This is a genomic window from Mycobacterium sp. E2479 (assembly GCF_001667925.1).
Taxonomy (GTDB): Bacteria; Actinomycetota; Actinomycetes; order Mycobacteriales; family Mycobacteriaceae; genus Mycobacterium.
On the sequence record NZ_LZJR01000073.1, the window covers coordinates 1 to 25,514 of the forward strand.

General features: G+C 66.5%; 19 protein-coding genes and 1 pseudogene. 5 read left to right on the plus strand and 15 right to left on the minus strand.

From position 1 onward, the window contains the following. A partial coding sequence (locus A5686_RS27900) for a hypothetical protein (RefSeq protein ID WP_231986244.1) occupies positions 1-87 on the plus strand: 87 nt, incomplete at its 5' end. Positions 88-482: 395 nt separating this feature from the next. Here the strand turns inward: A5686_RS27900 and A5686_RS09670 are convergent. The 11 genes and pseudogenes from A5686_RS09670 to A5686_RS09720 all read right to left on the minus strand — a co-directional run. Beyond that, entirely contained in the window at positions 483-2,033 is a 1,551-nt protein-coding gene (locus A5686_RS09670) for an MCE family protein (RefSeq protein WP_067933541.1), read from the minus strand. 3 nt (positions 2,034-2,036) lie between these two features. Further along, positions 2,037-3,158, minus strand: coding sequence for a virulence factor Mce family protein (locus A5686_RS09675; protein WP_255405006.1), 1,122 nt, complete (start codon positions 3,156-3,158; stop codon positions 2,037-2,039). Between the two features lie 50 nt (positions 3,159-3,208). Next, entirely contained in the window at positions 3,209-4,708 is a 1,500-nt protein-coding gene (locus A5686_RS09680; protein ID WP_067933544.1) for a virulence factor Mce family protein, read from the minus strand. After that, complete coding sequence (locus tag A5686_RS09685; protein ID WP_067933546.1) at positions 4,705-6,249, minus strand: virulence factor Mce family protein; 1,545 nt, start codon at positions 6,247-6,249, stop codon at positions 4,705-4,707. Before A5686_RS09685 ends, A5686_RS09680 begins: the two co-directional genes overlap by 4 nt. After that, positions 6,246-7,277, minus strand: coding sequence for a virulence factor Mce family protein (locus A5686_RS09690; protein ID WP_067933547.1), 1,032 nt, complete (start codon positions 7,275-7,277; stop codon positions 6,246-6,248). The genes A5686_RS09685 and A5686_RS09690 overlap by 4 nt, the downstream gene beginning before the upstream one ends. Continuing rightward, positions 7,274-8,485 carry an MCE family protein gene (locus A5686_RS09695; protein WP_067933548.1) on the minus strand — a complete coding sequence of 404 codons (1,212 nt, stop codon included), beginning with the start codon at positions 8,483-8,485 and terminating at the stop codon, positions 7,274-7,276. Before A5686_RS09695 ends, A5686_RS09690 begins: the two co-directional genes overlap by 4 nt. A gap of 3 nt (positions 8,486-8,488) precedes the next feature. Beyond that, positions 8,489-9,367 carry an ABC transporter permease gene (locus tag A5686_RS09700; protein ID WP_067933554.1) on the minus strand — a complete coding sequence of 293 codons (879 nt, stop codon included), beginning with the start codon at positions 9,365-9,367 and terminating at the stop codon, positions 8,489-8,491. 1 nt (position 9,368) lies between these two features. After that, complete coding sequence (locus A5686_RS09705) at positions 9,369-10,166, minus strand: ABC transporter permease (RefSeq protein WP_067933640.1); 798 nt, start codon at positions 10,164-10,166, stop codon at positions 9,369-9,371. Further along, positions 10,163-10,885: a FadR/GntR family transcriptional regulator gene (locus A5686_RS09710; RefSeq protein ID WP_067933556.1), complete on the minus strand. Its 723-nt coding sequence runs from the start codon at positions 10,883-10,885 to the stop codon at positions 10,163-10,165. Before A5686_RS09710 ends, A5686_RS09705 begins: the two co-directional genes overlap by 4 nt. Before the next feature lie 77 nt (positions 10,886-10,962). After that, positions 10,963-11,910, minus strand: coding sequence for a class I SAM-dependent methyltransferase (locus tag A5686_RS09715; RefSeq protein WP_067933558.1), 948 nt, complete (start codon positions 11,908-11,910; stop codon positions 10,963-10,965). Between the two features lie 147 nt (positions 11,911-12,057). Further along, a pseudogene (locus A5686_RS09720) lies at positions 12,058-12,574 on the minus strand (SAM-dependent methyltransferase); the annotation flags it as partial. A 162-nt stretch (positions 12,575-12,736) separates the two neighbouring features. Between A5686_RS09720 and A5686_RS09725 the strand changes: the two are divergent. Continuing rightward, complete coding sequence (locus A5686_RS09725; protein ID WP_067933560.1) at positions 12,737-15,112, plus strand: lysylphosphatidylglycerol synthase transmembrane domain-containing protein; 2,376 nt, start codon at positions 12,737-12,739, stop codon at positions 15,110-15,112. Between the two features lie 4 nt (positions 15,113-15,116). On the opposite strand, the gene A5686_RS09730 is transcribed toward A5686_RS09725, so the two are convergent. Further along, complete coding sequence (locus A5686_RS09730; protein ID WP_067933563.1) at positions 15,117-17,744, minus strand: GH92 family glycosyl hydrolase; 2,628 nt, start codon at positions 17,742-17,744, stop codon at positions 15,117-15,119. 202 nt (positions 17,745-17,946) lie between these two features. Here A5686_RS09730 and A5686_RS09735 point away from each other — a divergent pair, with 202 nt between their 5' ends. Beyond that, positions 17,947-18,627: an LpqN/LpqT family lipoprotein gene (locus A5686_RS09735; protein WP_067933565.1), complete on the plus strand. Its 681-nt coding sequence runs from the start codon at positions 17,947-17,949 to the stop codon at positions 18,625-18,627. 45 nt (positions 18,628-18,672) lie between these two features. On the opposite strand, the gene A5686_RS09740 is transcribed toward A5686_RS09735, so the two are convergent. Both A5686_RS09740 and galT read right to left on the minus strand, forming a co-directional pair. Further along, positions 18,673-19,773 carry a galactokinase gene (locus A5686_RS09740; protein WP_067933566.1) on the minus strand — a complete coding sequence of 367 codons (1,101 nt, stop codon included), beginning with the start codon at positions 19,771-19,773 and terminating at the stop codon, positions 18,673-18,675. After that, the gene (gene galT / locus A5686_RS09745; protein WP_067933567.1) at positions 19,770-20,867 is read right to left on the minus strand and encodes a galactose-1-phosphate uridylyltransferase; all 1,098 of its coding nucleotides are present in this window, start codon (positions 20,865-20,867) and stop codon (positions 19,770-19,772) included. The genes A5686_RS09740 and galT overlap by 4 nt, the downstream gene beginning before the upstream one ends. A gap of 111 nt (positions 20,868-20,978) precedes the next feature. On the opposite strand from galT, the gene A5686_RS09750 reads away from it, so the two are divergent. Both A5686_RS09750 and A5686_RS09755 read left to right on the plus strand, forming a co-directional pair. After that, a complete protein-coding gene (locus A5686_RS09750) occupies positions 20,979-23,180 on the plus strand; it encodes an FUSC family protein (RefSeq protein WP_067933568.1) in 2,202 nt (733 codons plus the stop codon). A gap of 89 nt (positions 23,181-23,269) precedes the next feature. Next, positions 23,270-24,532 carry a cytochrome P450 gene (locus A5686_RS09755; protein ID WP_067933569.1) on the plus strand — a complete coding sequence of 421 codons (1,263 nt, stop codon included), beginning with the start codon at positions 23,270-23,272 and terminating at the stop codon, positions 24,530-24,532. A gap of 89 nt (positions 24,533-24,621) precedes the next feature. Here the strand turns inward: A5686_RS09755 and A5686_RS09760 are convergent, their stop codons facing one another. Next, a complete protein-coding gene (locus tag A5686_RS09760) occupies positions 24,622-25,494 on the minus strand; it encodes an alpha/beta fold hydrolase (protein ID WP_067933570.1) in 873 nt (290 codons plus the stop codon). Positions 25,495-25,514: the final 20 nt, after the last annotated feature.

The following is a 25,514-nucleotide window of genomic DNA, read 5'->3' on the forward strand; positions in this document are numbered from 1 at the left end:
GTGGCGCCCTACCCCGCACCCACCGGCGAACGCGCCAACTGGTGGTGGTATGAACCCTTCCAACCCCAACCACCACCGACCAACTAGCGTCGTTACCGCTGCGGCTGATACCCGAAATACGTTGAGGTGCAGACACATTGGGTGCGGTGGGCGCGAAAGCAGGCTCAAGCTATTGTCAAGGCTGAACGATCGCGCACCGTGATGCGCCACTGGCCGTAGGAGGCGCCCGGCACTTCGTCGCGCGTTACGGCGTGTCCCAATAGCACATGTCGCAGCCGGGATCGGCATTTCGCGGGCCTGCATCGAAATGGGTCAACCGATTTCCTACATTCGGGGTTGTCGGACGCCATCGGGACCGCCTCAGGTCCAGGAGTCACCACCGACAAAACAAATCGCCGGCCTCTGCAGCCATTGAAGTGAAGTGGCACAACGGATTTGATGTCACGAATTCGCGAGCGTCGCACCGGGCGTGCCTTCCCGTCTCACGCTGCCGGCCCCAGCATCGTCTTCCACCCCTCGTCTCCGATGGTGGCCGAATTCGCAACGGAATAAACCACACCGTCGGGACCCACGACCTTGCCGCTGCGCACGTCGTAAAGCGCGGTGGGCAGCCCGCTCGGGGTGTAGGTGCACGGGTTCGGCTGCTGCCCATTGCACAACACGGTGCCCGATCCGGGTCGCTGCAGCGGATCGCTTATCGGCGGCGGTGTACCCGGCACCTGATCGGCGGGCGCCGGGTTGAGGCCGTTGTTGACCGACGGTGCCGGGATCACCAGCCCCGGTTTCACCGGCTGGTTACATCGCGCGCTCGGCGCCGGGCAGGTCAGTACCTGATCGGGGTCGCCATACCAGGGGTTGGTGCCCAGCGGCACATAGGGTTCGGTGCTCCGACATTCTCGCGGGGTGGCCGCTCGCTTCCCCGGTACATCCACGCAGGGGTAATTGCGCGCTCCGCGAACCACATTCGTCGCATCCATCGGGATCTTGCAGTAGGTGCCCGCCGGGAGCGCCGCGGTGCTGGTGTCGGCTGGAGACCGCCATTGCGATGCCGGCAGGAAGCCGGTCAGGCACGGCGGCGGCTGGTTGAGCGAGATGGCGCCGACACCGAGCGCGGCCTGGCCCGGAGACTGCGCGGTCACCGACTGGGCGATCGCACCGGATTGGGGTAAGAACACCAGCGCCTGCTCCACGCCGTTGTGATAGCGCTTGAGCATGTCGATTACGACCTCGAGATTGGCCAGCGTCTGCGGCAACGACTCCCGCACGTCGCCGAATGTGCTGTTCACCCGCGCGGCCGTCGGCGCCGCGCCGGCCAGGATGCTCCGCACCGCCTGATCGTTCTGCGCGGTCTGCGCGGCCAGCGTGTTCAGATTGGCGGCCCAATGCCCAATCGTCTCACCGGAATCGGCCTGGCTGTCGACGATGGGCGCCGCACGTTCGATGATCTCGTCGACGTCGTCGATGCTGCCCCGGAAGTCGTGGGCGATCGCCTGGGTCGCGTCCACCAGGCGTTGCAGCGATGGCCCCAGCCCGCCCACGGCCTGCGACGTCTCGTACAGCAGTGAGGCGACCTTGTCTTTCGGGAGCACCACCAATCCACGGTTGGCGGCATCCAGCGCAGGGCCGATCTGGCTGGGGACCGTGCTTTTGGTGATCGTCTGACCGTCCGCCAGGTACGGACCCCGGTTGGCGGTCGACACCAGGTCGACGTATTGCTCGCCCACCGCCGACACCGAATGCACATTGGCCGCCGCGTCGGCCGGTATGCGATAGCCGTCCTCGATGCTCATCGTTGCGCGCGCGCCGCGTTCGGTCGGTTCGATACCGGTGACCTTGCCGATGGTGATTCCCCGATAGGTCACGTTGGCCGTTCGATACAGGCCCCCGGACTGCGGCAATTCGGCATAAAGCGTGTAACGACCGACGCCGACCAGGCTCGGTATCCGGAGGTAATACCAGCCGAGGACCACCACCGCGGCCACGGCCACCGCCGTCAGAAGCACCAGCTGGGTTTTGATCAAGCGGGGCAACATATTTCATTCACCCCTTTCCACCAACGGCCCGCCCGGGGCGTCGTTGGGGTTCGGCGTGTAGCGCACGTCCGGGATCATGGTGTCCGGATTGCGTCCCCAGGATTGCTCGAGCGCCCGCAGCGCCCCGGAGAATCCGGTACCGGTCAGCGTCGTGTTGTCGATGGTGGACAGCGTCAGGTCGAGCACGGCAGACACATTGACGTAGTCACCGCGGATCACCTGGGAGACGTCATCGATGTTGAACGGCGCGGTGAGTCCCAACTTCAGCGCGCCGGCCACGAACGGGGAGGCCGGGACGAGTTGGCGCAGCGGCCGCTGCAGCGACTGTAGGCTCCGGCGGAGGTTAGGGCGGGTATCGGTCAACGCCCGGTTGGCGGCACTGCTGAAGCGCCCCAGGGATTCGGTGGCGTCGGCGAACAGTTCGCGGGTGTCGGCGAAATGCTGGATCAGCGGCGGGACGTCGGTCAAGACTTGGTCGAGCGTGTCTTTGCGATTCGCGAAGATGGTCAGGAGTTCGTTGGTCGAATCGATTGCGCGGGTGAGGTCATCGCGTTGCCGGTTCAAAGCGGTGATGAAAGTGTCGAGGCGCCCGAGGAATTCGCGCATCTGCTGGGCATGACCATCTAGGATGTTGACGACCTCGGTTTGGATCGCGTCGAGGTTCGCGATGCCGCCGCCATTGAGGATCACCGCGACGCTTGCCAGCGTCCGTTCGACGGTTGGGTAGGCCGAGGAATTCTTCAGCGGGATCGTGTCGCCGCTCTTCAATCGCCGCACGGACGGGTTTCTCGGCGCGGCCAGCTCGACGTGCTGGGTGCCCAGCAGACTGGTCTGGCCGATCTTTGCGGTCGCGTTCGCCGGCAGCTGCACGCCTGGATCGAGATCCAGCCTGACGGTGGCGATCCAGTTCTTCAGGGTGATGGCCCGCACCGTGCCGACCCACACGTCGGCGGCCCTTACCCGACTATTGGTGTTCAGCGCCAACGTGTCTGGCATCTGCACGTAAATCGTCATGTGGTCACTGCCGGTGCCGTGGCCGACCGGCAGCGGCATATCGGCGATGCCCCGCCAATGACAGGACGTCAACATCACCGCGGCCAGTAGCAGCACGAGCTGGCGGCGCAGGGCAGCGAGGGCGGCGGGCCGCCTTGATGGCTTCGGTGTGCCGTTCGCGCTCACCGGGCCGGCCCCGCCTGTGCGGGCGGCGGAAACCACGGTGGGGGCGCCGGATTCGACTCGTCGTAGGCGTTCGGCGGCCCGGGTGAATTGGTCCCCGCCGGCGGAAGCGCGACGTCTTGACCACCCACGAGCTCGGTGAGCGATTCGGCGGTGAGCATGTTGGCGGTAGCCGGCTGGACCTGCGTGCCCTGCATCCCGGGCGCGACCACCCAGCCCGGCTCATGGTTGCCATACGCAAGGGGGGTGTCGCGCGAAAAGATGCCCGGAACGGTGGTGTCTTTGTACCCTGGCGGCGGGCGCAGTCGCTCTTCGGAGTACGCGACTTCCTTCGGCAGCGTGGCCGCGGAGTTGAACGGGTTCAGGCTGGCGGGCGCGTAGTTGAACTTGAGGGTGTCCAGGACCGGCGCCAGATATTGTGCGCACAGCTCGGCCGAGTCTTGATAACCCAGCCGGCTGCCGGCCTGAATGGCGCTGCAGATGAAATGAATCGGGTTGGCGAAGTTGGGGAACACGAACAGGCCCACCAGCGAGCTGTGGGCGGGCTGGTAGAGGTTGTTGAAGTTGCCCGCAAAGGTCGGTAGCACGTGTAAGGCGGTTTCCAGGCCGTTTCGCGGCTCGGGTTGCAGGATGGTGGTGGTCACGTCGGCGAGGTTGTCGACATCGTGGGTCAGCGCGGCCCCATTGTCGTTCAAGAACTTTCGGGCGGCGCCGAGAACGTCGTCGAGGTGGGTGATGGTGTCGCTCACGTCGTGATCGGATTTGGTGAACCAGTCGGTGAACGAAGCGAGGTTGTCGTTGAGCGCGACGAACTGTTGTTTGTGCTGATACAGCGCGGTGACGAACTGGGCCAGACTTTTGGTGATCGCGACGAAGTCCCCTCGTCCCTCGTTGAGCGCGGTCAGCGCCCGCGACAAGTTGTTCAGGGCGTCGTTGACCTGCTGGCCCCTGCCGGCCAGGTTGTCCGCGGCCGATTCGATGATGTCGCCGAACGGCCCCGCCGGCTGCTGGGGGGTCGGGCCCAGCTGCCGCAGGATCCCGTTGATGGAGTCGCGTAGCTGATCCCACTCGACAGGCACCTGAGTGCGTTCGATCGGGATGACCGCGCCGTCATTCAGCACCGGTCCGCCGGTATAGGGCGGTGACAACTGAATGGTGCGCGAGGCCACCAGGCTGGGGTTGAGAATCGATGCGGTGGCCTTGGCCGGCACCTTGTATTTGTTGTTGTAGTGCAAGGTGACTCGCATCTTGTCGCCGGCCGGCTCGATCTTGTCGATCGAACCGACCCGCACACCCATGATCTGGACTCTGTCGCCCGGATATAGCGCCAGAGTCTCGGAGAAGTACGCGACGACCGTGGTAGTGGTTAGTTTTCGGTAGAGCTGCACTCCGGCCGCCGCGGCGACGAAGACGAAGACCGCGGCCAAGGCCGCGACCACCACCACCCGGGCGGACACTTTCGGCAATCGCAGGTTGCGGATATCGAAGATGGTGCTCATCGGTCCCCTGTTCCGTCGGGCGTGATGAATGGTGCCGGCAGCTGCGGTCCCGGTCCCGGCGCCGCCGGTGGACCGGGGGGCAGGCCCGGGGCCAACGTCGACGGTGGCGGGGTCGGACCTGCCGGGCGCAGGTTCTCGGTACGTGCCCCCGGTGGCGCATGCTCGGGAAGCGGTACCACGGTGCCGGGAATGTCCGGCGGCGCCTCACCCGGCCGGCGCGCGCTCGGGATACCGGGCGCCGGCGGCGGTCCGTCGGGGTTTGGCTGCGACGCCGCGACATCCAGCGGCGCCGGAAAACCGCCGAGCACCGCGCCGAACGGTCCCTGATCGGAAAGCGCACAGGGCAAGGGGTTTCCGGGCCGCGGCGGACTGTCGGGTGCCGGCGCGTACGAACAGGGCGATCCCGGCGGTACGGCCGGCCGCGGATGGTCCGGGGTGCCCTCCAGCACCGGCGGCCCCGGGGGCGGTGCGCCATTGGGAAACCTTGTGCCGTTGGGGTCGGGCCAGCGGAATGCCGGCAGCCCGGCGCTGCGCCAGAAGTTCTCCGGGTCGATGCCCCGCTTCTTGAACGCCGCATCGAGCCACGGCTGAAGTACCTGAGCGGGAATCAGATTGGCCACGATCGCCTTGAAGAACGGTCCCGACGCGACCGCTTCGGTCAGGGATGCGGTGTATCTGCTGACCAGTAAGAGCACATCGGACAGTTCCTGCTTGCGCTTGACCAGCTCGTCGCTGACCGTGCCCAGCTCCAGCAGCACGTGATGTGCATTGGGGTTCTCCTTGATGAATTCGGACACCTGTGTCGACACCGATGACACATTGCTCAGCAGGATGCTCAGCGCCTGGCTGCGCTGCCGGAACGCGGCCAGCAAAGTGTTGGCATTGACCAGCAAACTGTCGACCTGTTGGCTACGGTCGCCGAGCACGCGAGTGACCTTGTCGGCGTTGGTCAGCAGCCGCTTGATCTGATCGTCGCGCTTACCGATGGTGCCGGAGAATTTGGCGACACCGTCCAGCGCTGCCTTCAGGTGCGGTGCGGTCTGATCGAACGTCTCCGACAAGACGTTCAGCGACCGTTTGACGACGTCGATGTTCCAATCCGTCGCCGCCTTCGTGACATCGACGAACGCGTCATAGATTTGATACGGGGTAGTGGTCTGGCCGGAAGGGATGATCCCGTTGGGCCGCAGCGCATCCGGACCACGAGGCTGGATCGCCATGTTCTTGCGGCCCAGGAAGGTATCGGTGCGAATCGCGGCACGGCTTTGCGTCCCGATCGTCTTGCCGGGCATCGAAAAGCCAACCAGGACCCGATCGCCGCTGATCACCAGCGAACGCACCAAACCGACGTTCACCCCGGCGATCTCCACCTTGTCGCCGACGCTGATGCCACCGGTGTCGGCGAATTGTGCGTAATAGGTCGGGGTGGCGAACAGCATCGGCACGCTGGTGAAGCTCTGCCCCACACCGACGGCGAGCAGCGTCACCAGCCCGCCCATCAGGCCGACGCGGGTGCGATTGAACTCCGTCAGCGTTCTCATTGCGGCGTGCATCTCCCGGTCGGCTGCCCGAACAGCTTTACCGTGCGCACCGGACCGCCAGGCTGCAACCCATTGACCTTGATCGAGATGTCACACAGGTAGAAGTTGTAGAAGTCTCCGTAAATGCCGCCGGCACGGCCGATTACGCGAAACGCGCCCGGCAGTTTTCCCAGCACGTCGTCAACCGTCGGCAGGTCGTTGATGAGCGACTGCTGAATGCCCTCGAGGTGCCCGAGCGTGTCGTGTAGCACTGGCCGGTCCTCGCTCAACAGATCGGCCGCGGTTCCCGCGGCCTCGCTGATGTGCGCGGTCGCCGCGGCCAGCGGATCGGCCCTGTTCTTCAGGCCGGTGATGAGCAATTCGAGTTTGTCGACGGTGCGATCGAACTCCTTCTCGTGCTTGACGGTGGTGGCCAGCACGGTGTTCAGGTTGTTGATCACCTCGCCGATCGCCCTGTCCCGGTCGGCCAGCGCGCTGGTCAGTGTCGCCGTCTGGTCGAGGATGTCGGTGATCGTGGCGCCCTGTCCCTGGAAAACGGTGATGATCGACTGGGCGATGCTGTTGACCTTGTTGGGGTCCAGGGCCTTGAACAGCGGCCGGAATCCGCCTATCAGTGCGTCGAGATCCAGGGCCGGCTGGGTGTGCTCGAGCGGGATCTGGCCACCGGGGGCCAGTCGGTGGCCGCTCTCGCCGTGTTTGAGCTCCAGATAGCGGTCACCGATCAGGTTGAGGTAGCGAATCGACGCGGTCGTCCCGCGGTCCAGCGGCAGTGAGCGATCTACCTTGAACTCCACCAACACCCGGGTGTCACCGTCGATCAATGTCACCTTGGCGACCTTGCCGACTTCCACCCCCGAAGCGCGCACGAACTGCCCCGCCCGTAGCCCGCTCGCGTCGGTGAACACCGCAAAGTATCCGGTGGTGCGATCGAATCGCACCTGGCCGAACACGATGACGATCATCACGGTGAACATCGCCAGCACCGACCAGAAGATGGCGAGTTTGACTGCTGTACCGGTGATTTTCATGGATTGATCGTGTTCTCCCCGAATTGGCGGCCCCAGACGTATTCGGTGGCCAGCGGCTGGCCGAGTCCGAAATGGTTATACGGCGCGAGGCTGGCGCCGGTGTCCATCACCAGATACGGTGCGGGCCACAGGTCCCGGGTGATCTTCTGCCAACAGCCGGGCCGCCCGCCGGGGCCACCATGAGCGTTCACCCGCGGCAGGTTATCCGGATAGACATAGGGATTGGGCGCACCGATGATCGAACCGGCCGCTGCGAGCGAATAACCGTTGCCGCCAGCCGCTTTCGCGACTTCCGGAGCGGCGTCACGAAAGTTGCGGATCATGCAGAACAGTTCGGGGCTGTAGGTGTCGAGCAGGTCGGCCGTCGGCACCAGATCCGCGGCACCGCGCGACAGATACGGCCCGCCCCGGGCGAAGATGTCCTCCCCGTTGTGACCCACACCCACGGCCGCCAGCAGCGCGGCGTCCAGGTCGCCCTGTTGCCTGGTCAGGGTGCGTGCAGTGGTCATCGCGTTGCGCAGAAAGGCCCACAGGTCGGGTGCGGCCCTGGTGTACACGTCGGCGAGGTCCGCCAATCGCCGCACGTCATACCGGATCTGCGGCATTCGCGGATTCAGCTGCGCCAGAATCGCATTGCCGTTGACGATGGACTGCCCGAACTTGCTTCCCAGTCCGTCCAGCGCCTGCGCCAGCGCGGACAACGTCGCGTTCAGCTCGATCGGGCTGACTTTTTCGGCTATCGAGGTGACCGTCTCGAACAACGTGTTGAATTCGGTGGTCACCGAGCGTGCGTCGATCACATCATGCGGCGAGATGCGCTGCTTTGACGGGTTTTCCGGCGCAATCAGGGATACATATTTGTTGCCGAACAGTGTCGCCGCCTCGATGTTGGCCACCACGTTCACCGGAATCAGCTTGATGTAGCGCGGATTCACCTCCAACGCCAGCTTGGCGGCCGGGGCGCCGTCACGCTCGATTTCCGAAATACCGGCCACCCGGCCGATCTCGACCCCGTTGTAGGTGACTTTGGATCCCGGCTCCATCACCAGGCCGGCCCTGGTGGCGACCATCGTCAGCTCGGTCTTAGGGGTGAAGTCCCCGCGAAATTGCAGGTACACCAGCGCCAAAACCAGTCCGGAGACCAACAGCAGCGTCACACCCTCGACGTACACCCAGGCGCGTCGACCCATCCGCGGCACCGGCGTCATCGGTTACACCGTCAGATTGAAGTTCGGGTCGACGCCGTAGAGCGCCAACTGGGCGAGCAGGACCACAATCACCACCGAAACCAGTGAGAATCGCATCGATCGACCGACCGCTTGGCCGACGCCGACCGGACCGCCGCTGGCCGTATAGCCGTAGTAGCAGTGGGTGATCATCACCACCACCGCGATGATGACGACCTCCAGAACCGACCAGCCCACGTCCTCGGGGCGCAGAAAGGTGCGGAAGTAGTGCTCGTAGGTGCCGTTTGACTGTCCATAGAACACCGTCGTGACGACCTGGCCCGACGTGAATGCCATGTCGAGGGCGAGGGCGTACAGCGGCACGATCACCGCCAGCCCGCCCAGGATTCGGGTGGAGACCAGAAACGAAATCGACTTGATGCCCATGACTTCCAGCGCGTCGATCTCCTCGCTGATCCGCATGGCACCCAGCTGGGCGGTTGCACCGGCGCCGACGGTGGCCGCCAGGGTGACCCCGGCGACGATCGGTGCGGCGATGCGGGTGTTGGCCAGTGCGGCAAAGAAGCCGGTGAACGCCTCCACGCCGATGTTGCCCAGCGACGCGAAGCCCTGAATGGCGATCAGCGATCCGCCGGACAGCGTCACGAACCCGATGATCGCGACGGTGCCGCCGACCACGGCCATCGCGCCGGTACCCATGCCGATCTCGGCGACCAGGCGCAGCGTCTCGCGCCGGTAATGGCGCAACGCCCACCCGATCTGGCCGACGCTGATCCGGGCGAACCTCGCGAAAATCCCGATCTGGTACAGCCTTCGGACCGTGCCGCCGCCGTAGCGGTCGAGGTTGGCTGCCGTTCGCGGGTAGCGGGCGCGTAGCGCGCCGGGCGCGGATATCACGGCCACGTCAGCGGCCCGTCCCGAACCGCACGCCGATCGTGGTCAGCACCACGTTGACGGCGAACAGCGCGATCACGCACAGCACCAGCGTCTCGTTGACGGCGGTGCCGACACCCTTGGGACCGCCCTTCGTGGTCAGTCCGCGATAGCAGCCGACCAGACCGGCGATGGTTCCGAAGATGGCCGACTTCACCACCGAGATGACCACCTCGGGCAGGCCGGTGATCAACGTGAGGGTTCCCACGTAGGCGCCTGCCGAAATGTGCTGGATGAAAACACCGAACACGAATCCACCGACCAGGCCGATGGTTATCACCGCGCCGTTGAGCAGGGTGGCGACGATGGTCGCGGCAACGACGCGGGGCACCACCAGCCGGTGGATCGGGTCGATGCCGAGCACCTCGAGCGCATCGATCTCCTCGCGAATGGTGCGCGCGCCCAAGTCGGCACAGATCGCGGTGGATCCGGCACCGGCGATCACCAGCACGGTGGTCAGCGGACCCAGCTGCGTCACCGCGCCCAAAGCCGCACCGGCGCCGGAGATGTCGGCCGCGCCGAACTCCGCCAGCAGGATGTTGAGCGTGAAGATGATCAGCACGGTCAGCGGAATCGCGACCGCGAGGGTCGGCAGCAGCGAGACACTGGTGATGAACCAGCCCTGCTCGATCGTCTCCCGCCACTGGAAGGGCCGCCGGAACAGCGCCTTGCCGGTCAGCACGCAGGTCCGGAAGAAACCGCCGACCGCGTCGACCCCCGGCTGCACCTGGCCGCGGAGATACGTGGCAATCACCGCGTGGCTGCTCATCGCCGCTTCTCCCGCCATTCGAGCGCGGCGATCATGGTGGAGTTGGCGAGTTCGAGAACGTCCTGGCCGGCTTTGCCCGCCTCGGCCGCATCGCCGTCAAAGACCGCCCGGGCCAGCGTCCGGTACATGTCCGTTCGGTTGGCCTCGGTCTTCATCGCGTCGGCCAGGGCGGTCAAAGCCCGCTCGTATGCCGGCCGAAAAGGGTTGTACATCAACCGGAACACGATCGAACCGGAGCTGTCGACCAGATGATCCCAGAAAGCGAGGGTTTCTCGCTGCCACTCGAGCGTGCCGGCCGAGACCTCGAGGCTGAGCAGCGAATGTGCAAGCAACCCAACCAGTTCGGGTCCGTGTTGTTCGGCTGCCAGTTCTGCGACCTTCGGGCCGATGCGCAACCGGGCCTCGAGGAGGCTGCGGAAAACGGCGGCATCGAGTTCGCCGTCGCGAAACAACAACTGGGGCAGCAGATCGAGGCCGGCGTGCCGCCGATAATCTCGCACCGTGGTGACGCCGCCCTGGCGCACCTCGACCAGGCTGGCCGCCGAGAGCCGCTTGAGCGCCTCACGGACAGCGGGCCGGGATACCCCGAGAACCTCGGCCAGCCGACGCTCGCTGGGCAACGCCGCACCTGGCCGCATCTCGCCGCTGAGCACATCGGTCGCGATTTGGTCGAAGACCGCTTCAGGCACGGATCGGCGACTTACCGGCTGGAGCGCCATGCGGCCAGTGTGGCTGGCCGAAAGCCAGTCAGGTGGTCAGACCACCGGCGTGTCGCAATCTTTCCGTTCGGCTAAAGCTACGTCCGCTGCGCTGCCACGAACAGATTCGCTGGCACGTAGTCGCGGACTTCCTCGGGCGCCGCGCGCCCGTAGCCGGCCATCAACTCGTCGGACGGTGTCACCGTCACTTCCCAGCCGTGGCGGCCGAACCACTCGCCTACGTCCTCCCGCTCCTCGAAATACCAGAGCTCGTCGGTTCGGGGCAGCTCGCGGTCCGGATCGATACCGGCCATCAGCCCGCGGATCCGGTCCATCCGTTCACGGCGGTTGGCGCGGACCTGTGGGTCGAGGAATTTCGGGCCCAATGCCTCCACCGCCACCCGGCTGCCGGGGACGGTCAACTCCTGAATGCGTTCGAACAGTAGGTCCTGGGCGGCCGCCGGCAGATATGGCATCAAGCCCTCGGCCGACCAGACGCTGGGCGCACGGACATCAAAACCCGCCTGCCGCAACGCGGTCGGCCAGTCCTGGCGAAGGTCCACCGCCACCGATACGCGGTTGCAGGCGGGCTGCGCCCCATGCTCGGCCAACGTGGCCGCCTTGAAGTCCAGCACCCGGGTCTGGTCGAGCTCGTAGACCGTCGTGCCCGCCGGCCAGGGCAACCGCCAGGACCTCGCGTCCAGACCGGCCGCCAGGATCACCGCCTGGCGAATGCCCGCCCCGGTGGCATCGAGAAAGAACTTGTCGAAAAACGCGGTACGCGAAGCCATGTAGCCGACCATCGACTGCATCTGCAACGGCAACGTCGGTTCGGCGTCGACGACCTCGTCCGGTAGCTGTGCGCCAGAGTGCCAGTTCCACACACCGTCACCCGCCGCGTCGAGGAAGATCTGGGCGAATGGATCTGTGATCAACGGGTTTTCGCTGCGGGTCTCCGCCGCGCGGGCCGAGGCCACACCCAACGCGGTCGCCCCCACGCTTTCGGTGATCTCCCAGCTGTCGTCGTCGGTTCTGGCTCCGCTCATCTATCCGGTCACCCTGCCTTTCTGGTCCGTCGCGCCGATACAAACAGCGTCTGCGGTGTGGCGTGGTCGATGTCCCGAGGTGGCCTGCGGTCGTAGCCGGCCATCAGCTGAAGCGCCGCAGTGACCGTCACAGCCCAGCCGTGCCGGCGCGCGCCGCAATGCGGACGGCCAATCGTGGCGCAGGTCGACGGGGACGCTGGCCAGCTTGCAGGTCGGCCGCGCGCCGTTGTCATCAGCGTCGACGCCCTGAAGTCCAGCACCTTCGGCTGGTCCAGCTTGCACACCGTGATGCCGTCCGGCCAGGGCAACCGCCACGCCCCGCGAGTCCAGTCCCGCAGCCGAAATCACCACCTGGCGCACGCCCGCGGTGGTGGTGTCGAGGAAGAACTTGTCGAAGAACGCCGTCCGCGCGGCCATGTAGTCGACCATTCCCTGCATCCGCGGCCTGAGGTCGGGTTCCATCTCGGCGATCTGGGCGGGCAGGTTCGCAGGGGCGAACCTCCCACCTGCCGTTGCCGGCCGCCTGCAGGAACACCCACGCGAACGGGTCGCTGATCAGCGGGTTCTCGCCTTCGGTCTCGGCCGCCCGGGCCGCGGCCACGCCGAGCGCCGTCGCCCCGACGCTCTCGGTGATCTCCGAGCTGTCGTTGTCCGTCGTGGCCACGCCGGTTCCCTCCCGCTTTTGCCAGCACGCCTACTTACCCGACCCTACGCGCGCCGGATGAGTGGGAGCTGTCCATGAACCGGGTATTGAGTTAACTTGTCGGCGGGCCACTTAGCAGGCCGGAAGCACGGTGTCGGCGCAAACCCGAAGGATCGTTGAGACATGCGAGTTGACGGGCGCGACGTCGTCGTTTCCGGCAACTTGCTGCAGCCATTGACCCGGCGGACCAATGACATTCTGCGGGTGCTGCTGGCGTCGCTCTTCTTGGCGCTGGTGATCACGGGTTCGGTGATCACCCGCCCGCAATGGATCGCGTTGGAGAAATCCGTTTCGCAGATCGTCGGCGTCTTGTCGCCGACGCAATCCGACGTGGTTTACCTGATCTACGGGTTGGCGATCGTGGCATTGCCGTTCATGATCCTCATCGGCCTCATCGTCGCCGGACAGTGGAAACTGCTGGGCGCGTACGCCACCGCGGGGCTGATCGCGATCGTCTTGTTGTCGATCAGCGGCACCGGCCTCTCCGCGCCACGGTGGCACTTCGACGCCCTCGACCGGCTGACCACGCTGCCCGCGCAGCTGCTCGACGACCCCCGGTGGATCGGGATGCTGGCGGCGGTGCTGACGGTGTCGGGGCCGTGGCTGCCGGCGCGCTGGCGGCGCTGGTGGTGGGCGCTGCTGCTGGCCTTCGTCCCCATCCATCTGGTGGTCAGTGCCATCGTCCCGGCGCGCTCGTTGGTGGGCCTGGCGGTGGGATGGGTCGTCGGCGCGCTGGTGGTGCTCGTCGTCGGCACTCCCGCGCTCGAGGTACCGCTGGACGCCGCGGTGCGTGCGCTCGCCAAGGCCGGCTTCGCCGTTACGCGGCTCACCGTGGTCCGGCCGGCCGGCCGCGGCCCACTGATCCTTTCGGCCGATGGCGAACATCTCGGGGAAACGGCGCTGATCGAGCTGTACGGCCCGCATCAACGCAGCGGCGGGGCCCTGCGCCAGCTGTGGGACAAGCTGAAACTACGCGACGCCGAAACCGCACCCCTGGTGACCTCCATGCGCCGGGCCGTGGAGCATCGAGCGTTGATGGCGATCGCCATCGGCGACGCGGGCCTGGCCAACACGGCGACGGTCGCAGTCGCCCCACTGGACCGGGGCTGGATGCTCTACTCGCACCGACCTCCTGGCGGGACGCCCATCGACCAATGCGCGAAAACGATTCCCGTTGCCCGGCTGTGGGAATCGCTGCGAGTCCTCAACGACCGCCGGATCGCCCACGGCGACCTACGCAGCCACCACATCACGGTGGAGGACGACACCGTGATGTTCGGTGGGTTCGGCAACGCCGAATACGGTGCGACCGACGCCCAACTCCAATCCGACATCGCACAGCTCCTGGTGACCGCCTCCGCCCTTTACGACCCGAAGTCCGCGGTGGGCGCGGCGATCGAAGTGTTCGGGAAGGACACCATCCTCGCCGCCTCTCGTCGGCTCACCAAAGTCGCTGTGCCGCAATATATTCGGCGGTCGGTGCCGGACGCCGGTGCCGTCATCTCCGGCGCGCGGGCCGAGGTCAAGCGCCAAACCGGCGCCGACCAGATCAAGCCCCAGACCATCACCAGGTTCACTCGCAGCCAGTTGGTTCAGCTGGTGCTCTTCGGCGCGCTGGTCTATGTCGCGTACCCCTTCATCAGCACGGCGCCGACGTTCTTCTCTCAACTCAGGACCGCGAACTGGTCGTGGGCGCTGCTGGGCCTGCTGGTATCGGCCCTGACGTACGTCGGAGCGGCCGCAGCATTGTGGGCCTGCGCGGACGGCATGGTGAACTTCTGGACGCTGTCAATCGCCCAGGTGGCCAACACTTTTGCGGCAACCACGACGCCGGCGGGCGTCGGCGGGTTGGCACTGAGCACGCGGTTCTTACAGAAGAGCGGCCTGTCGGCGATGCGAGCGACCGCCGCAGTGGCCCTGCAACAGTCGGTGCAGGTGATCGTGCACATCGCGCTGCTGGTCTTGTTCAGTGCGGCGGCCGGCGCATCGATGAACCTGCGGCATTTCGTCCCGAGCGCGACCCTGCTGTACCTGATCGCGGGGGTTGCGCTGGGCATCGTCGGCACGTTCCTGTTCGTGCCCACGCTGCGCAAATGGCTGGCGACCGAAGTGCGCCCCAAATTGAACGAGGTGGTGACCGATCTGGTCAAGCTCGCGCGCGAACCACGGCGGCTGGCTCTGATCCTGCTGGGTTCTGCGGGCACCACCCTCGGTGCGGCACTGGCGTTATGGGCCAGCATCGAAGCATTCGGCGGCGGAACGACTTTCGTTGCCGTCACCGTGGTCACCATGGTGGGCGGGACGCTGGCTTCTGCAGCGCCCACGCCCGGCGGTGTCGGAGCGGTCGAAGCGGCCCTGATCGGTGGTCTGGCCGCGTTCGGCGTGCCGGCGGCCGTCGGCGTGCCGTCGGTCCTGCTGTACCGGGTGCTGACCTGCTGGCTGCCGGTGTTCGTCGGCTGGCCGGTGATGCGGTGGCTGACCACCAATGACATGGTCTGAGGATCTAGTTTTCCGCCTGAACTACTACGAAAACCGTTGAGGTACGCACGCTTTGGCCGACCGTGGTGGTCAATGACACCAGGTAGTAATCCTCGGGTACCGGCTGGGCGACCGTGATCGCAACGGTGACCCTGGCCGATCCGTCAGCGGCGAATCGACCCGATGCGGGCTTCACGTCGATCCCGACATCCGAGGACGCTCCCGTGACGGCGTAGCCGTCGGTGCCCTCCGTCATGCGTTGCGCATCGAGGGTAACGCTGCCGGTGTGTCCGGGTGCGATCGTGACGACGGGCTCAGCAACGTTGACGGCCACCGCCGAAGTGCCCGCCGCGAACGACGGCGGCGCGTCCGCTTCGCCTGTGCCCCAGCGCTTGTCCGGGTAGGCCGCCAGCGAAAATAGCAGTGTGCCGCCGGTGCTGATGATCGACTCGGGCAGCGATGTACGGTCGGTTGCCCGGCCGTCGACCTTCAGGCCGCTGATGTACTTGAGGTGACGGGGCCCGGATGCGCCGGGCGCTGCGATTCGAATGGATTTCCCTGCAGGCAAAGCTATTTCGACGCGGTCGAACAGCGGAGCGCCGACGGTGAGGATCGGCGTTCCCGGGGTGGCCGGGTACAGGCCCATAGCCGCCCACACGTACCAGCTGGCCAGTGCGCCCAGGTCGTCGTTGCCCGGCTCACCGTCGGCGGTCGGAGCGAACAGCCCGCGTACCCGGTCGACCGTGCGTTGAGTCTTCCATGGTTGCCCGATGTAGTTGTACAGCCACGGCACACCGAAACTCGGTTCGTTGCCGGCCCACAGGTAAGGCTGGTTGGGCCCCACATTGAGCTTCTTGGTGAAGCGGTCGAGCCGATCGGCGACGGCGGCGCGGCCGCCGAGGGCCGTCACCAGGCCCGCGACGTTGTGCGGTACCGACCAGACGTACTGTTCGGCATTGCCCTCGTCGTACCCGACCTGGCCGAAGTTCCCCGGCGCCACCACAACCCCCGGACCGCGCCGGAAGAAGCCGGACCAGCTGCGCGGCGAAATGTATCGCGTGGTCGGGTTGAACAGGTTCTGCCAATACTGAGCCCGCTTCTGGAATGCGGCGGCGGTCGCGGCGTCGCCCAGCGTCTCGGCGAATCGTGAGATGGCGAAGTCGTCGAGTGACCACTCGAGGGTGATCGACGCGTCGGCGATCCAGCCATTGCGGCCGAACTCCAACGTGAAGGGCGCATACCCGAACCGCTGGTAGGTGGCGATGCCGGGACGCTCCACATAACCGCTCAGGCCAATCCCGCCTTTGGTCGCCCCATCGACCATGTAGCGCAGCGCCGTTTTGGTGTCGAAGTCGTTGGCCCCGAACGTATTCAGGGTCACGATGAGCGGTATCACGCTATCCCCGGTCATCTCGCCGGTTGCCGCGTTGGCAAACGCCCAGCGCGGCAGCGCACCGCTCTGCTCGGCGTCGTTCACCAACGACTGGGCCATGTCGCTGGCCCGGTCGGGGAACAGCAACCCCTGCAACGCGGCGAGGCACCGGTAGGTGTCCCAGTCGGAGAAGTTGGCGTACTGCGTGTGGCCGGCGGCCACCGTATAGATGGAGCCGTCGAACCCCACGTAGCGGCCATCGGCATCATTGAAGACGTTGGGGTGCAGAAGCGATCGATACAAGGAGGTGTAGAAGGTGGTCAGATCGTCGAAGTCGCGGCCGGCCACCGTCACACGGGACAATGCGGCGTTCCATTCCCTCGAAGCCGCGCCGCGAACGTCATCGAAGCCCGCCGCGCCCTCGGCCGCCAGATTCGACCACGCCCCGTCGATGCCGACGTAGGAGATCGCGGTGCGCACCTCGAGCGTCGAGCCGGCCGGAAATTCCACATAGCCGCCGCTGTACGGCGCGTTCGCACTGCGGGCGCCGGCGTGGACGACATTGCCATCCCAGGATCCGTACGAGGTGAAAGGCTGGCTGAACTTCATTGCGAAGTACACCGTGTAGGCGTTCGGCTTGTCGCAGAAGCCGCCGCTGGTGGCCCACCCGGTGATGGTGGTGTTGTCCTCACCGATCTGGATGGTCGCTCGGGAGTTACCCGCCAAGGACGAGCCGGAGCGCACCTGGAGAAGGGCTGCACGGCCGTTGCGCGGGTAGCTGAAACGGCCCACGCCCGTGCGCGCGGTGGCGGTGAGTTCGGCCTTTACCCCGGTCCCGGGGAACCGCACCGTGTAATAGCCGGGGATACCCTGCTCGGTGTCGTCGTGAGCGATCTCCTCGGCGGCGTTCCACGGTTGCAGGCCGATCGCGCCGGTGACCGGCAGCATCGAGATATCGCCGAAGGCAGCGCATCCCACCGACGCGTGGGTCATGCTGAAGCCGGTGGCGCGCGGATTGTCGTAGTTGTATCCGGCGTAGTTGCCGACCGTGTCCGGCGAATACTGCACCATCCCGAACGGCACGGTGGCGCCGGGGAAGTTGTTGATCTCCCCCACCGTCTCGCCGCCCGTCCCGGTGCCGATGAGGGTCGCGACATGGTCGACCGGGTTCGCCACGACCACGGGCGGACCGTCGTATCCCTTCGGTGGCGCCGCGGCAATGAAGACCATGAAGACAGCCGACGCCGCGATGACTGCGATGAGGGCCCGCCGCGAGCGCATACCTGTCTAATACTCCGAAAAAGACCGCATAACGCCATATTCGTATGGCGTTTTGGCCGACGAATTTCGATAACGATCGGCGGTGCGGTGTCGCCGCGTCGCCAGATCAGAAAAATACCGGCAAAGCTGCAAGGTATTTCGGTTACTGTCAGCCCACCACGGCTGGCGCTGGTACCGGCCCAATTTTCGGGAGATTGGATCGATGAAACATTTGACGCTAGCAACCATTTCCGTAGCGCTGAGTTTGGTGCTCGTCGGTTGCGGCCAGGACAATAAATCCGGCGATAAAACGTCGACGTCCACTTCGTCGACCACGTCGACGGCCTCGTCAACGTCGTCGCACACGAGCGCGGCAGCGGCGGCCAAAGCCAAATACACCATCGCCGACTACGTGAAAGACAACAACATCTCCGAGACGCCGGTGCACCACGGCGATCCCGGCCCGAACGTCGACCTGCCGGTGCCTGCGGGCTGGCAGCTCAATGCGGACTCCGGTACCTCCTACGGCGGCATCGTGCAACTTGCGCCCGCCAATCCCTCGGATCCGCCCACGGTCTCGGCACTGTTCTCCAGGCTGAGCGGCAACGTCGACCCGGCGAAGCTCATCGAGTACGCGCCCGGCGAGGTGCAAAATCTGCCCGGATTCCAGGGCAGCGGAAACGGCTCCGCCTCCACGCTCGGCGGTTACCAGGCCTGGCAGGTGGGCGGCACGTACCAGCGCAGCGGTCAGACTCGCGCCATCGCGCAGAAAACGGTGGTCATCCCCAGTCAGGGCGCGGTCTACGTGCTGCAACTCAACGCCGATGGGCTCGAGACCGATCAAGGTCCGTTGATGGACGCCACCAACGTCATCGACGAACAGACCACCATCAGCGCCGGCTGAACCCGGCTGCGCGCCCGCAAAGACCGGCAGGCTCCGCGGGTTCGCTCACACGATTCCCGCACCCGCGGCCGCGCGGGTTCGCATGACGGAAGGTGTCTCGAAGCCGGCGCCGGCCGCGGCGCGCCGCACCACCGCGCCGACCGTATCCACACGGTCCAGCGGCACCAGGGCGATCACACAGCCGCCGAAGCCGCCGCCGGTCATCCGGGCGCCCAACGCGCCCGCGCCCACCGCGGTGTCCGCGATCAGGTCGATGCGTTCGGTGGTGATCTCGAAGTCGTCGCGCATGGAGGCGTGCGAGGCGGTGAAAATTCGCCCGGCCTCGGGATAGTCCGAGTCGCACAGCGCCGCAACGCAATCGGTGACTCGCCGGTTTTCGGTGAGCACGTGGCGGGCGCGGCGGGCGTCGACCGGGTCACGCACGCCGGCCAAGACGGCGAGGCCCTGTCGACCCGCGAGGTCCTGCGCCTCACGCAGCGACGATGCCGACAGATCGGCGGCCGCCCGCTCGCACGACGCGCGCCGCGCCGCGTAGTCGCCATCGGCGTGGCTGTGGCGCTCCCGGGAGTCGATCAGCAACAACGCGACACCCGCGGAGTCCGGGTCGAAAACCACCGGCGTGACGCTGAGGTCGGCGAAGTCGATCAGCACCGCCGTCGCGTCGCGGCCAAATAGCGAAGCAAGCTGGTCGAGCAAACCCGTTGGCGCGCCCACATATTCGTTTTCGGCGCGCTGGGCCAGCCGGGCCCGTTCCGCCGAGTCGATGTGGAGCCCGGCCGCGGACGCGATCGCGCCCAGCGCCGCACATTCCAGCGCCGCCGAGGAGGACAGGCCCGATCCCATTTCCACATCGCTGGTGATCGACATCGTGCCGCCGGGCACGGGGTAGCCGCCCTGGCGCAGGGCCCACACCACCCCGGCGACGTAGGCAGCCCAGCCGCCCACCTCTTTTGGAGCCGTGCCGATCCGAACACGCACCGGGGCATCCGCGCGGTCGCTGACCACGGTGATCGCGTCGTCGTCGGCGGGTGTGAAGGTCGCGACGGTGCGCTGCGGCAGGGCGATGGGCAGCGCTAGACCAAGGTTGTAGTCGGTGTGTTCGCCGATCAGATTGATCCGCCCCGGCGCGGCGTAACGGATCGTCATCGCAGTTCGGCCAGCCGCTGGGCCACATTCTCCGGAGTGACGTCACCGATGAAGGCGTCCATCGCCGATTCGGATGCCGCCAGGTACTTGAGCTTGGTGGCGCTGCGCCGGATGGACATCAATTCGACGTGGAAGTAGCCCTCGGCCTGAGCCGCGGTGTCGGAGTATTGGTGCAGCGCCGAGATATAGGGCAGCGGTTCGGAATACATCCGATCGAAGCGCCCGAGCACGTCGAGGTAGACGAGGACGAACGCGTCGAGTTCACTCCCGCTGAGTTCGGTCAGGTTGCGCACGAGCCTGTTCGGGTAGATGTGCACCTCTACCGGCCAGCGCGCCGCGAACGGCACGAACGCGGTGAACAGCTCGTTGCGCGCGATGATGCGGCTGCCGTCGGCGGCCTCACGTGCGAGCAAATCACCGAAGAGATTGGTGCCGTGCCGTTTTCGATGTTGACGCGCCTGCTCGAGCATGGTGACGGTGCGCGGCGTCAGGTACGGATAGCCGTAGATCTGGCCGTGCGGATGAGTCAACGTCACCCCGATTTCCTCGCCGCGGTTCTCGAAGCAGAACACCTGCTCGATGCCCGGCCTGGCCAACAGGTCGGCGGTGCGATGCCGCCACGCCTCGACGACCAGCCGCGCGTGCGCCGGCTCCAGCTGGGCGACGGACCCGGTGTGGTCGGCGGAGAAACAGATCACTTCGCAGCGGCCATGCCCGGGCGCGGTCACGAAGCCGTCCTCGGCGGGCACCGGCGCGACGGCGGGCAACGACGGCAGCGCGGCGGACAGGCTGGGGAACCGGTTCTCGAATACGACGACGTCGTAGTCGGGGGCGGGCACCTCACTGGTCAGCCCGGTCGGTCCCGGACACAGCGGGCACGCCTCCGGCGGCGGCTTGTAGGTGCGGTCCTGGCGCAGCGCCGCGATGATGACCCATTGCCCGGTGGTTCGGTCGAACCGCAACTGCGACTGCTGCTCGGTGGATCGCGCCGGCAGCGGCCGGCGGTCCTCGACCGGTGCCGGATGATGCCCGGGCAGCGCGAAGAACAGCAGGTCACGACCGTCAGCCAGCTTCGCGCGGGTCGGCTCAGTCACGATGTCGAAGACTAGCTTGGTCGCCGCGGCGCGGTTCGGGTAACCATGATGCGTAAGCGCAAGAGAGGCGGTCTGTCGATAAGTGTTCTTGAGGAGCGCGCGCGCAATTGGGTGATCGGCTCCGATCCCGGCTTGCTTCGGCTGCGAATGGCGACCCGGACCACGGGCGCGCTCGGCCTTTCCCTGCTGGTGCTTTTCATCCTGACCAGGGCTACGGGACAACCACTGACGGTCGCCCTGTTGGGCGTCGTCATCACCATGGTCGCGTCGCGCTCGGTCAACGAAGCCGACCCGCGCCAGCAGCGGATCACCATGGCGCTGCTGCCGCTGCCCGCGGCGGCGTCCATCACCGCGGCCGCGGTGCTGGCGCCGCACGCGGTGGTCAGCGACGCCGTCTTCGTGGTGGTCGTGTTCACCGCGGCATATATCCGGCGATTCGGCGCACGCGGCAGGGCGCTGGGCATGGTCGCATTCATGTCCTACTTCTTCACGCTGTATCTGCACGCCCGCGTCGCGGAGTTGCCCTGGATGATCGGGGCGGTCGCGGTGGGCACCGTGTGCACGTACGTGATGAGCACCTACGTGATGCCCGATCGACCCGAGCGGGTGCTGAGTGCCACCATTCGGGCGCTGCGGGCGCGGATGGCGATCGTCCTCGACACGACCGCCGAAGCGGTGCGGACCGGCCGCCTAGACGAACGACGGCGACGGCGCATGCGGGCCCGCACCGTCCGGCTCAACGAGACCGCCCTGATGGTGCAGAGCCAGATCGAGGACAAGGCCGACCCGGGCACCCTGTGGCCCGGGGTCACCGCCGAACAATTGGCCCCCTGGCTGCTAGATGCCGAGCTCGCCATCGAATGGGTGGCCACCGCAGGCCGGCGGGCGGCCGTCCTCGCTTGCGAGGACCCCGATTCCATGCCCGCGCCCACCCGGGCCGCGGTCGTCGACGCGCTCAATCAACTGTCGCGCGCCATCCGGCTTCCTGAACCCGACGGGCTGCGCCGGGCCGCCGAGCGCGCGCAGCGGCTGCTCGACGGGCAGCACGAGCCCGCAGGCGACGACGAGGGCGGCGCGGCCGTGCGCCGCCTCGCACTGGCGATCATCAACGCCGCGTCGGCGACTTCCGACGTCCGGGCGATCGTCGACCGGGTGGCCGCCGGCCGACCTCTCGACGACGCCGACACCCCGCCCCAGCCACCCGACGCCGTCCCCGACAACACCGAGGACGAGCCGGCCACCGGGCTGCGGCCGACCACCCGGCAGGCCATTCAGGTCTCCGTCGCCGCAGCCTTGGCCATCGTGGTCGGCGAGCTGGTTTCGCCGGCGCGCTGGTATTGGGCGGTGATCGCGGCGTTCGTCATCTTCGCGGGCACCAACTCGTGGGGCGAAACCCTGACCAAGGGTTGGCAACGCCTGCTCGGGACGCTGCTCGGCGTGCCCTGCGGCGTCTTGGTGGCCACGCTGCTGACCGGTCATGAGCGAGCGGCATTGGCCGGCATCTTCGTGTGCCTGTTCTGCGCCTTTTACTTCATGACGGTCACCTACAGCCTGATGACCTTCTGGATCACCACCATGCTGGCGCTGCTGTACGGCCTGCTCGGCCAGTTCTCGTTCGCCGTGCTGATGCTGCGGATCGAAGAAACGGCGATCGGTGCCGTCATCGGGGTTACGGTCGCGGTCCTGGTGCTGCCCACCAACACCAGAACGGCGATCCGCAGCGAAGCTCGCGCCTTCTTGACGAGCCTGTCCGTCCTGATCGAGACCTCGGCCGCGACGATGTTCGGTGACAAGTTCAGCGTCAGCCCATCAGAGCAGGCGCGCCGGCTCGACCGGGACCTGCAGCAGTTCCGGGTCACCGCCAAACCGTTGCTGGCCGGCGTCGCCGGACTTGCCGGGCGGCGCAGCATCCGCCGCGCCCTGCGGATCTTCACCGCCTGCGACCGCTACGGCCGGAGCCTGGCGCGCAGCGCCGAGCAGTATCAGGACCCGGTCGGGGCGCCATCCTCGGAACTAGCGCAAGCCTTTTGCGCGGCCGCGGCCCAGACGAGGCGCAACATCGATGCCCTGCAGGAAGCCATCGAGGGCGGCCACGCCCCGACCCTGGTCTCGGCGACCGACGAGCTCGACGCCGCCGAGACGGTGGCCCGGCAATGCGACGGCAACGGCCCCGGCGACACGGCCAACGACACCCGTCGCTTCCTGACCGCCGTGCACGCCCTGCGCCAGATCGAGCGCGCCGTCATCACCGCGGCCACCAATCTCGGTGGGCGCGAACGCGTCAGGACGGTCAGCCCCGCGCCCTCGCGTTGAGGGGCCTCGATTTGCTACGCAATCCGAACGTGGGCGGCTACCATCTTGCTAGCCGCCGCGGCCGGCAAGCAGGAGTCGAGGAGAAACCCATGGCGACACCGCACCTCCCGCCGGGCTTCGATTTCACCGACCCCGACATCTACGCCCATCGGCTTCCCGTGCGAGAGTTCGCCGAATTGCGGGCCACGGAACCCATCTGGTGGAACGAGCAGCCGCTCGAGCAAGGGGGCTTCGGCGACGGCGGCTACTGGGTGGTGACCAAGCACCGCCACATCCGTGAGGTGTCATTGCGCAGCGATGTCTTCTCATCGGCCAGCAAGTCGATCGTGCCGCGCTATCGAGAAGACTTGGCGCAGCGGCAGATCGAGGCGGGGCGATCCTCGATGATCATGATGGATGATCCCCGGCACAGTCGGCTGCGCAAGATCATCTCGCGTGGCTTCACGCCTCGCGCGGTCGAACGGTTACGCGCCGAACTCACCGAACGCGCGCGATGCATCGCTGCCGATGCGGCGGCGCACGCGTCGGGAGACTTCGTCCGTCAGGTGGCGTGCGAGCTTCCGCTGCAGGCTATTTCGGGCCTGCTCGGCGTACCGGCGGAGGACTACGACAAACTGTTCGACTGGACCAAAAACATGATCGGCAGCGACGACCCAGAGTTCGCCGACCATGATGCGACGACGTCGGCGGGCGAATTGATGTGGTATGCCATGCAATTGGCGGCACGCAAGGCCGAGGAACCCGGCCCGAAAGATCGGGACATCGTCACCACGCTGATCAAGGCCGATTCCGAGGATCAGCGACTCTCCGAGGCCGAGTTCGGCATGTTCGTGGTCACGCTGGCCGTGGCCGGCAACGAGACGACCCGAAACTCGATCACCCAAGGGATGATGGCGTTCACCGACCACCCGGATCAGTGGGAGTTATTCAAGGAGCAACGGCCGAAGACGGCGGCCGACGAGATCATCCGCTGGGCCACCCCGATCACGGCGTTTCAGCGCACCGCGCTGGTGGATACCGAACTCGGCGGCGTGCCCGTCGCGAAGGGCCAGCGGGTGGTGCTGTTCTACCGGTCGGCGAATTTCGACGAAGAGGTCTTCGACAACCCGTTCACGTTCGACATTCTGCGCAGCCCCAACCCGCATGTCGGATTCGGCGGCACCGGGGCGCATTACTGCATCGGGGCCAACCTGGCCCGCATGACGATCGACCTGATGTTCAACGCGATCGCCGACCACATGCCCGACCTGCGCTCTGCCGGCGACCCGCAACGGCTGCGGTCGTCCTTCATCAACGGCATCAAACACTGGCGGGTCGACTACCGGGGAGAGTGTCCGGCGACGGCACGCTGAGTAGCCCGCGCCCTACATCCGATCTGGAGGCAGAGGTGATCGACATCATGCATGAGAGTGCCGTCGTTTCCAACCTGGCCGGCCATCGATCACAAGCTCGGCTGTGGGCTTTCGTTGTCGCGGCGCTCACCGGTGGCGATGAAGTCCTCGACCAACTCCACCACTTGGTTTGGCGCCTCCACCTGGGCGAAGTGACCCACGTCGGGCAGCACCTCGAGCCTGGCGTCCGTGCGCGCCTCGTGCGCGGCGTACGCGTGGTCGACGGGAATGATGCCGTCGCACTCGCCCCAGATCGCCATGACCGGTAGATCCTCGCGCAGCCGCAGCCTGTTGAGCGCGCTGACCGCCTGTCCGCGGTAATCGACGACCGATCGCAGCGTCCGCAGGAACGACTGCCGTGTCTGGCCATCCGACAACGACGAGTAGGCGCTCCACAGCTCCGCGCCGCGCGGTGAGCGGATGCCGGCGCTTTTCATCCAGGACCGCAGCTTGTTGCCGACGGACAGCACGGGCGGCGGGGCGATGATCGGCAACACCAGCTCCGCCCCGGGCGCCGAGAGCAGCCGCAACACCCATCCCACGTCGGGCCCCAGGCCGCCGCTGCTGATCAGGATCAACCGTTGGGCGTAGTCGGGGTGCTGGTAGACGAACTGCATCGCGACGCCGCCACCAAGCGAGTGACCGACGACGGTGGCCCGGCTGACGCCGAGTTCATCGAGGAAATCACGTAGCCACACCGCGAAGGCGCCCAGCGAGTAGTCGGTGCGAGGCTTCGCCGATTCGCCGTGACCGAGCAGGTCCGGGGCGATGACGCGAAACTTCTTCGACAGCGGCGGGATGACCGCCCGCCACGTCTCCGAACTGCCCGCCATGCCGTGGATGAGCAGCAGCACCTCGCCGTCACCCTCGTCGCGGTAGGCGATGCGATCGCCGTGTAGTTCGAGAACCTTCAGCTCATTCATGTGGGTTGTGTACCCGCTTT

Bases quoted from the DNA above. Each gene is read 5' to 3' on its own strand.
- A5686_RS09670 (WP_067933541.1), bottom strand. From the start codon at position 2,033: ATGTTGCCCCGCTTGATCAAAACCCAGCTGGTGCTTCTGACGGCGGTG.
- A5686_RS09680 (WP_067933544.1), bottom strand. From the start codon at position 4,708: ATGAGCACCATCTTCGATATCCGCAACCTGCGATTGCCGAAAGTGTCC.
- A5686_RS09685 (WP_067933546.1), bottom strand. From the start codon at position 6,249: ATGAGAACGCTGACGGAGTTCAATCGCACCCGCGTCGGCCTGATGGGC.
- A5686_RS09690 (WP_067933547.1), bottom strand. From the start codon at position 7,277: ATGAAAATCACCGGTACAGCAGTCAAACTCGCCATCTTCTGGTCGGTG.
- A5686_RS09695 (WP_067933548.1), bottom strand. From the start codon at position 8,485: ATGACGCCGGTGCCGCGGATGGGTCGACGCGCCTGGGTGTACGTCGAG.
- A5686_RS09705 (WP_067933640.1), bottom strand. From the start codon at position 10,166: ATGAGCAGCCACGCGGTGATTGCCACGTATCTCCGCGGCCAGGTGCAG.
- A5686_RS09710 (WP_067933556.1), bottom strand. From the start codon at position 10,885: ATGGCGCTCCAGCCGGTAAGTCGCCGATCCGTGCCTGAAGCGGTCTTC.
- A5686_RS09715 (WP_067933558.1), bottom strand. From the start codon at position 11,910: ATGAGCGGAGCCAGAACCGACGACGACAGCTGGGAGATCACCGAAAGC.
- A5686_RS09725 (WP_067933560.1), top strand. From the start codon at position 12,737: ATGCGAGTTGACGGGCGCGACGTCGTCGTTTCCGGCAACTTGCTGCAG.
- A5686_RS09730 (WP_067933563.1), bottom strand. From the start codon at position 17,744: ATGCGCTCGCGGCGGGCCCTCATCGCAGTCATCGCGGCGTCGGCTGTC.
- A5686_RS09735 (WP_067933565.1), top strand. From the start codon at position 17,947: ATGAAACATTTGACGCTAGCAACCATTTCCGTAGCGCTGAGTTTGGTG.
- A5686_RS09740 (WP_067933566.1), bottom strand. From the start codon at position 19,773: ATGACGATCCGTTACGCCGCGCCGGGGCGGATCAATCTGATCGGCGAA.
- A5686_RS09755 (WP_067933569.1), top strand. From the start codon at position 23,270: ATGGCGACACCGCACCTCCCGCCGGGCTTCGATTTCACCGACCCCGAC.
- A5686_RS09760 (WP_067933570.1), bottom strand. From the start codon at position 25,494: ATGAATGAGCTGAAGGTTCTCGAACTACACGGCGATCGCATCGCCTAC.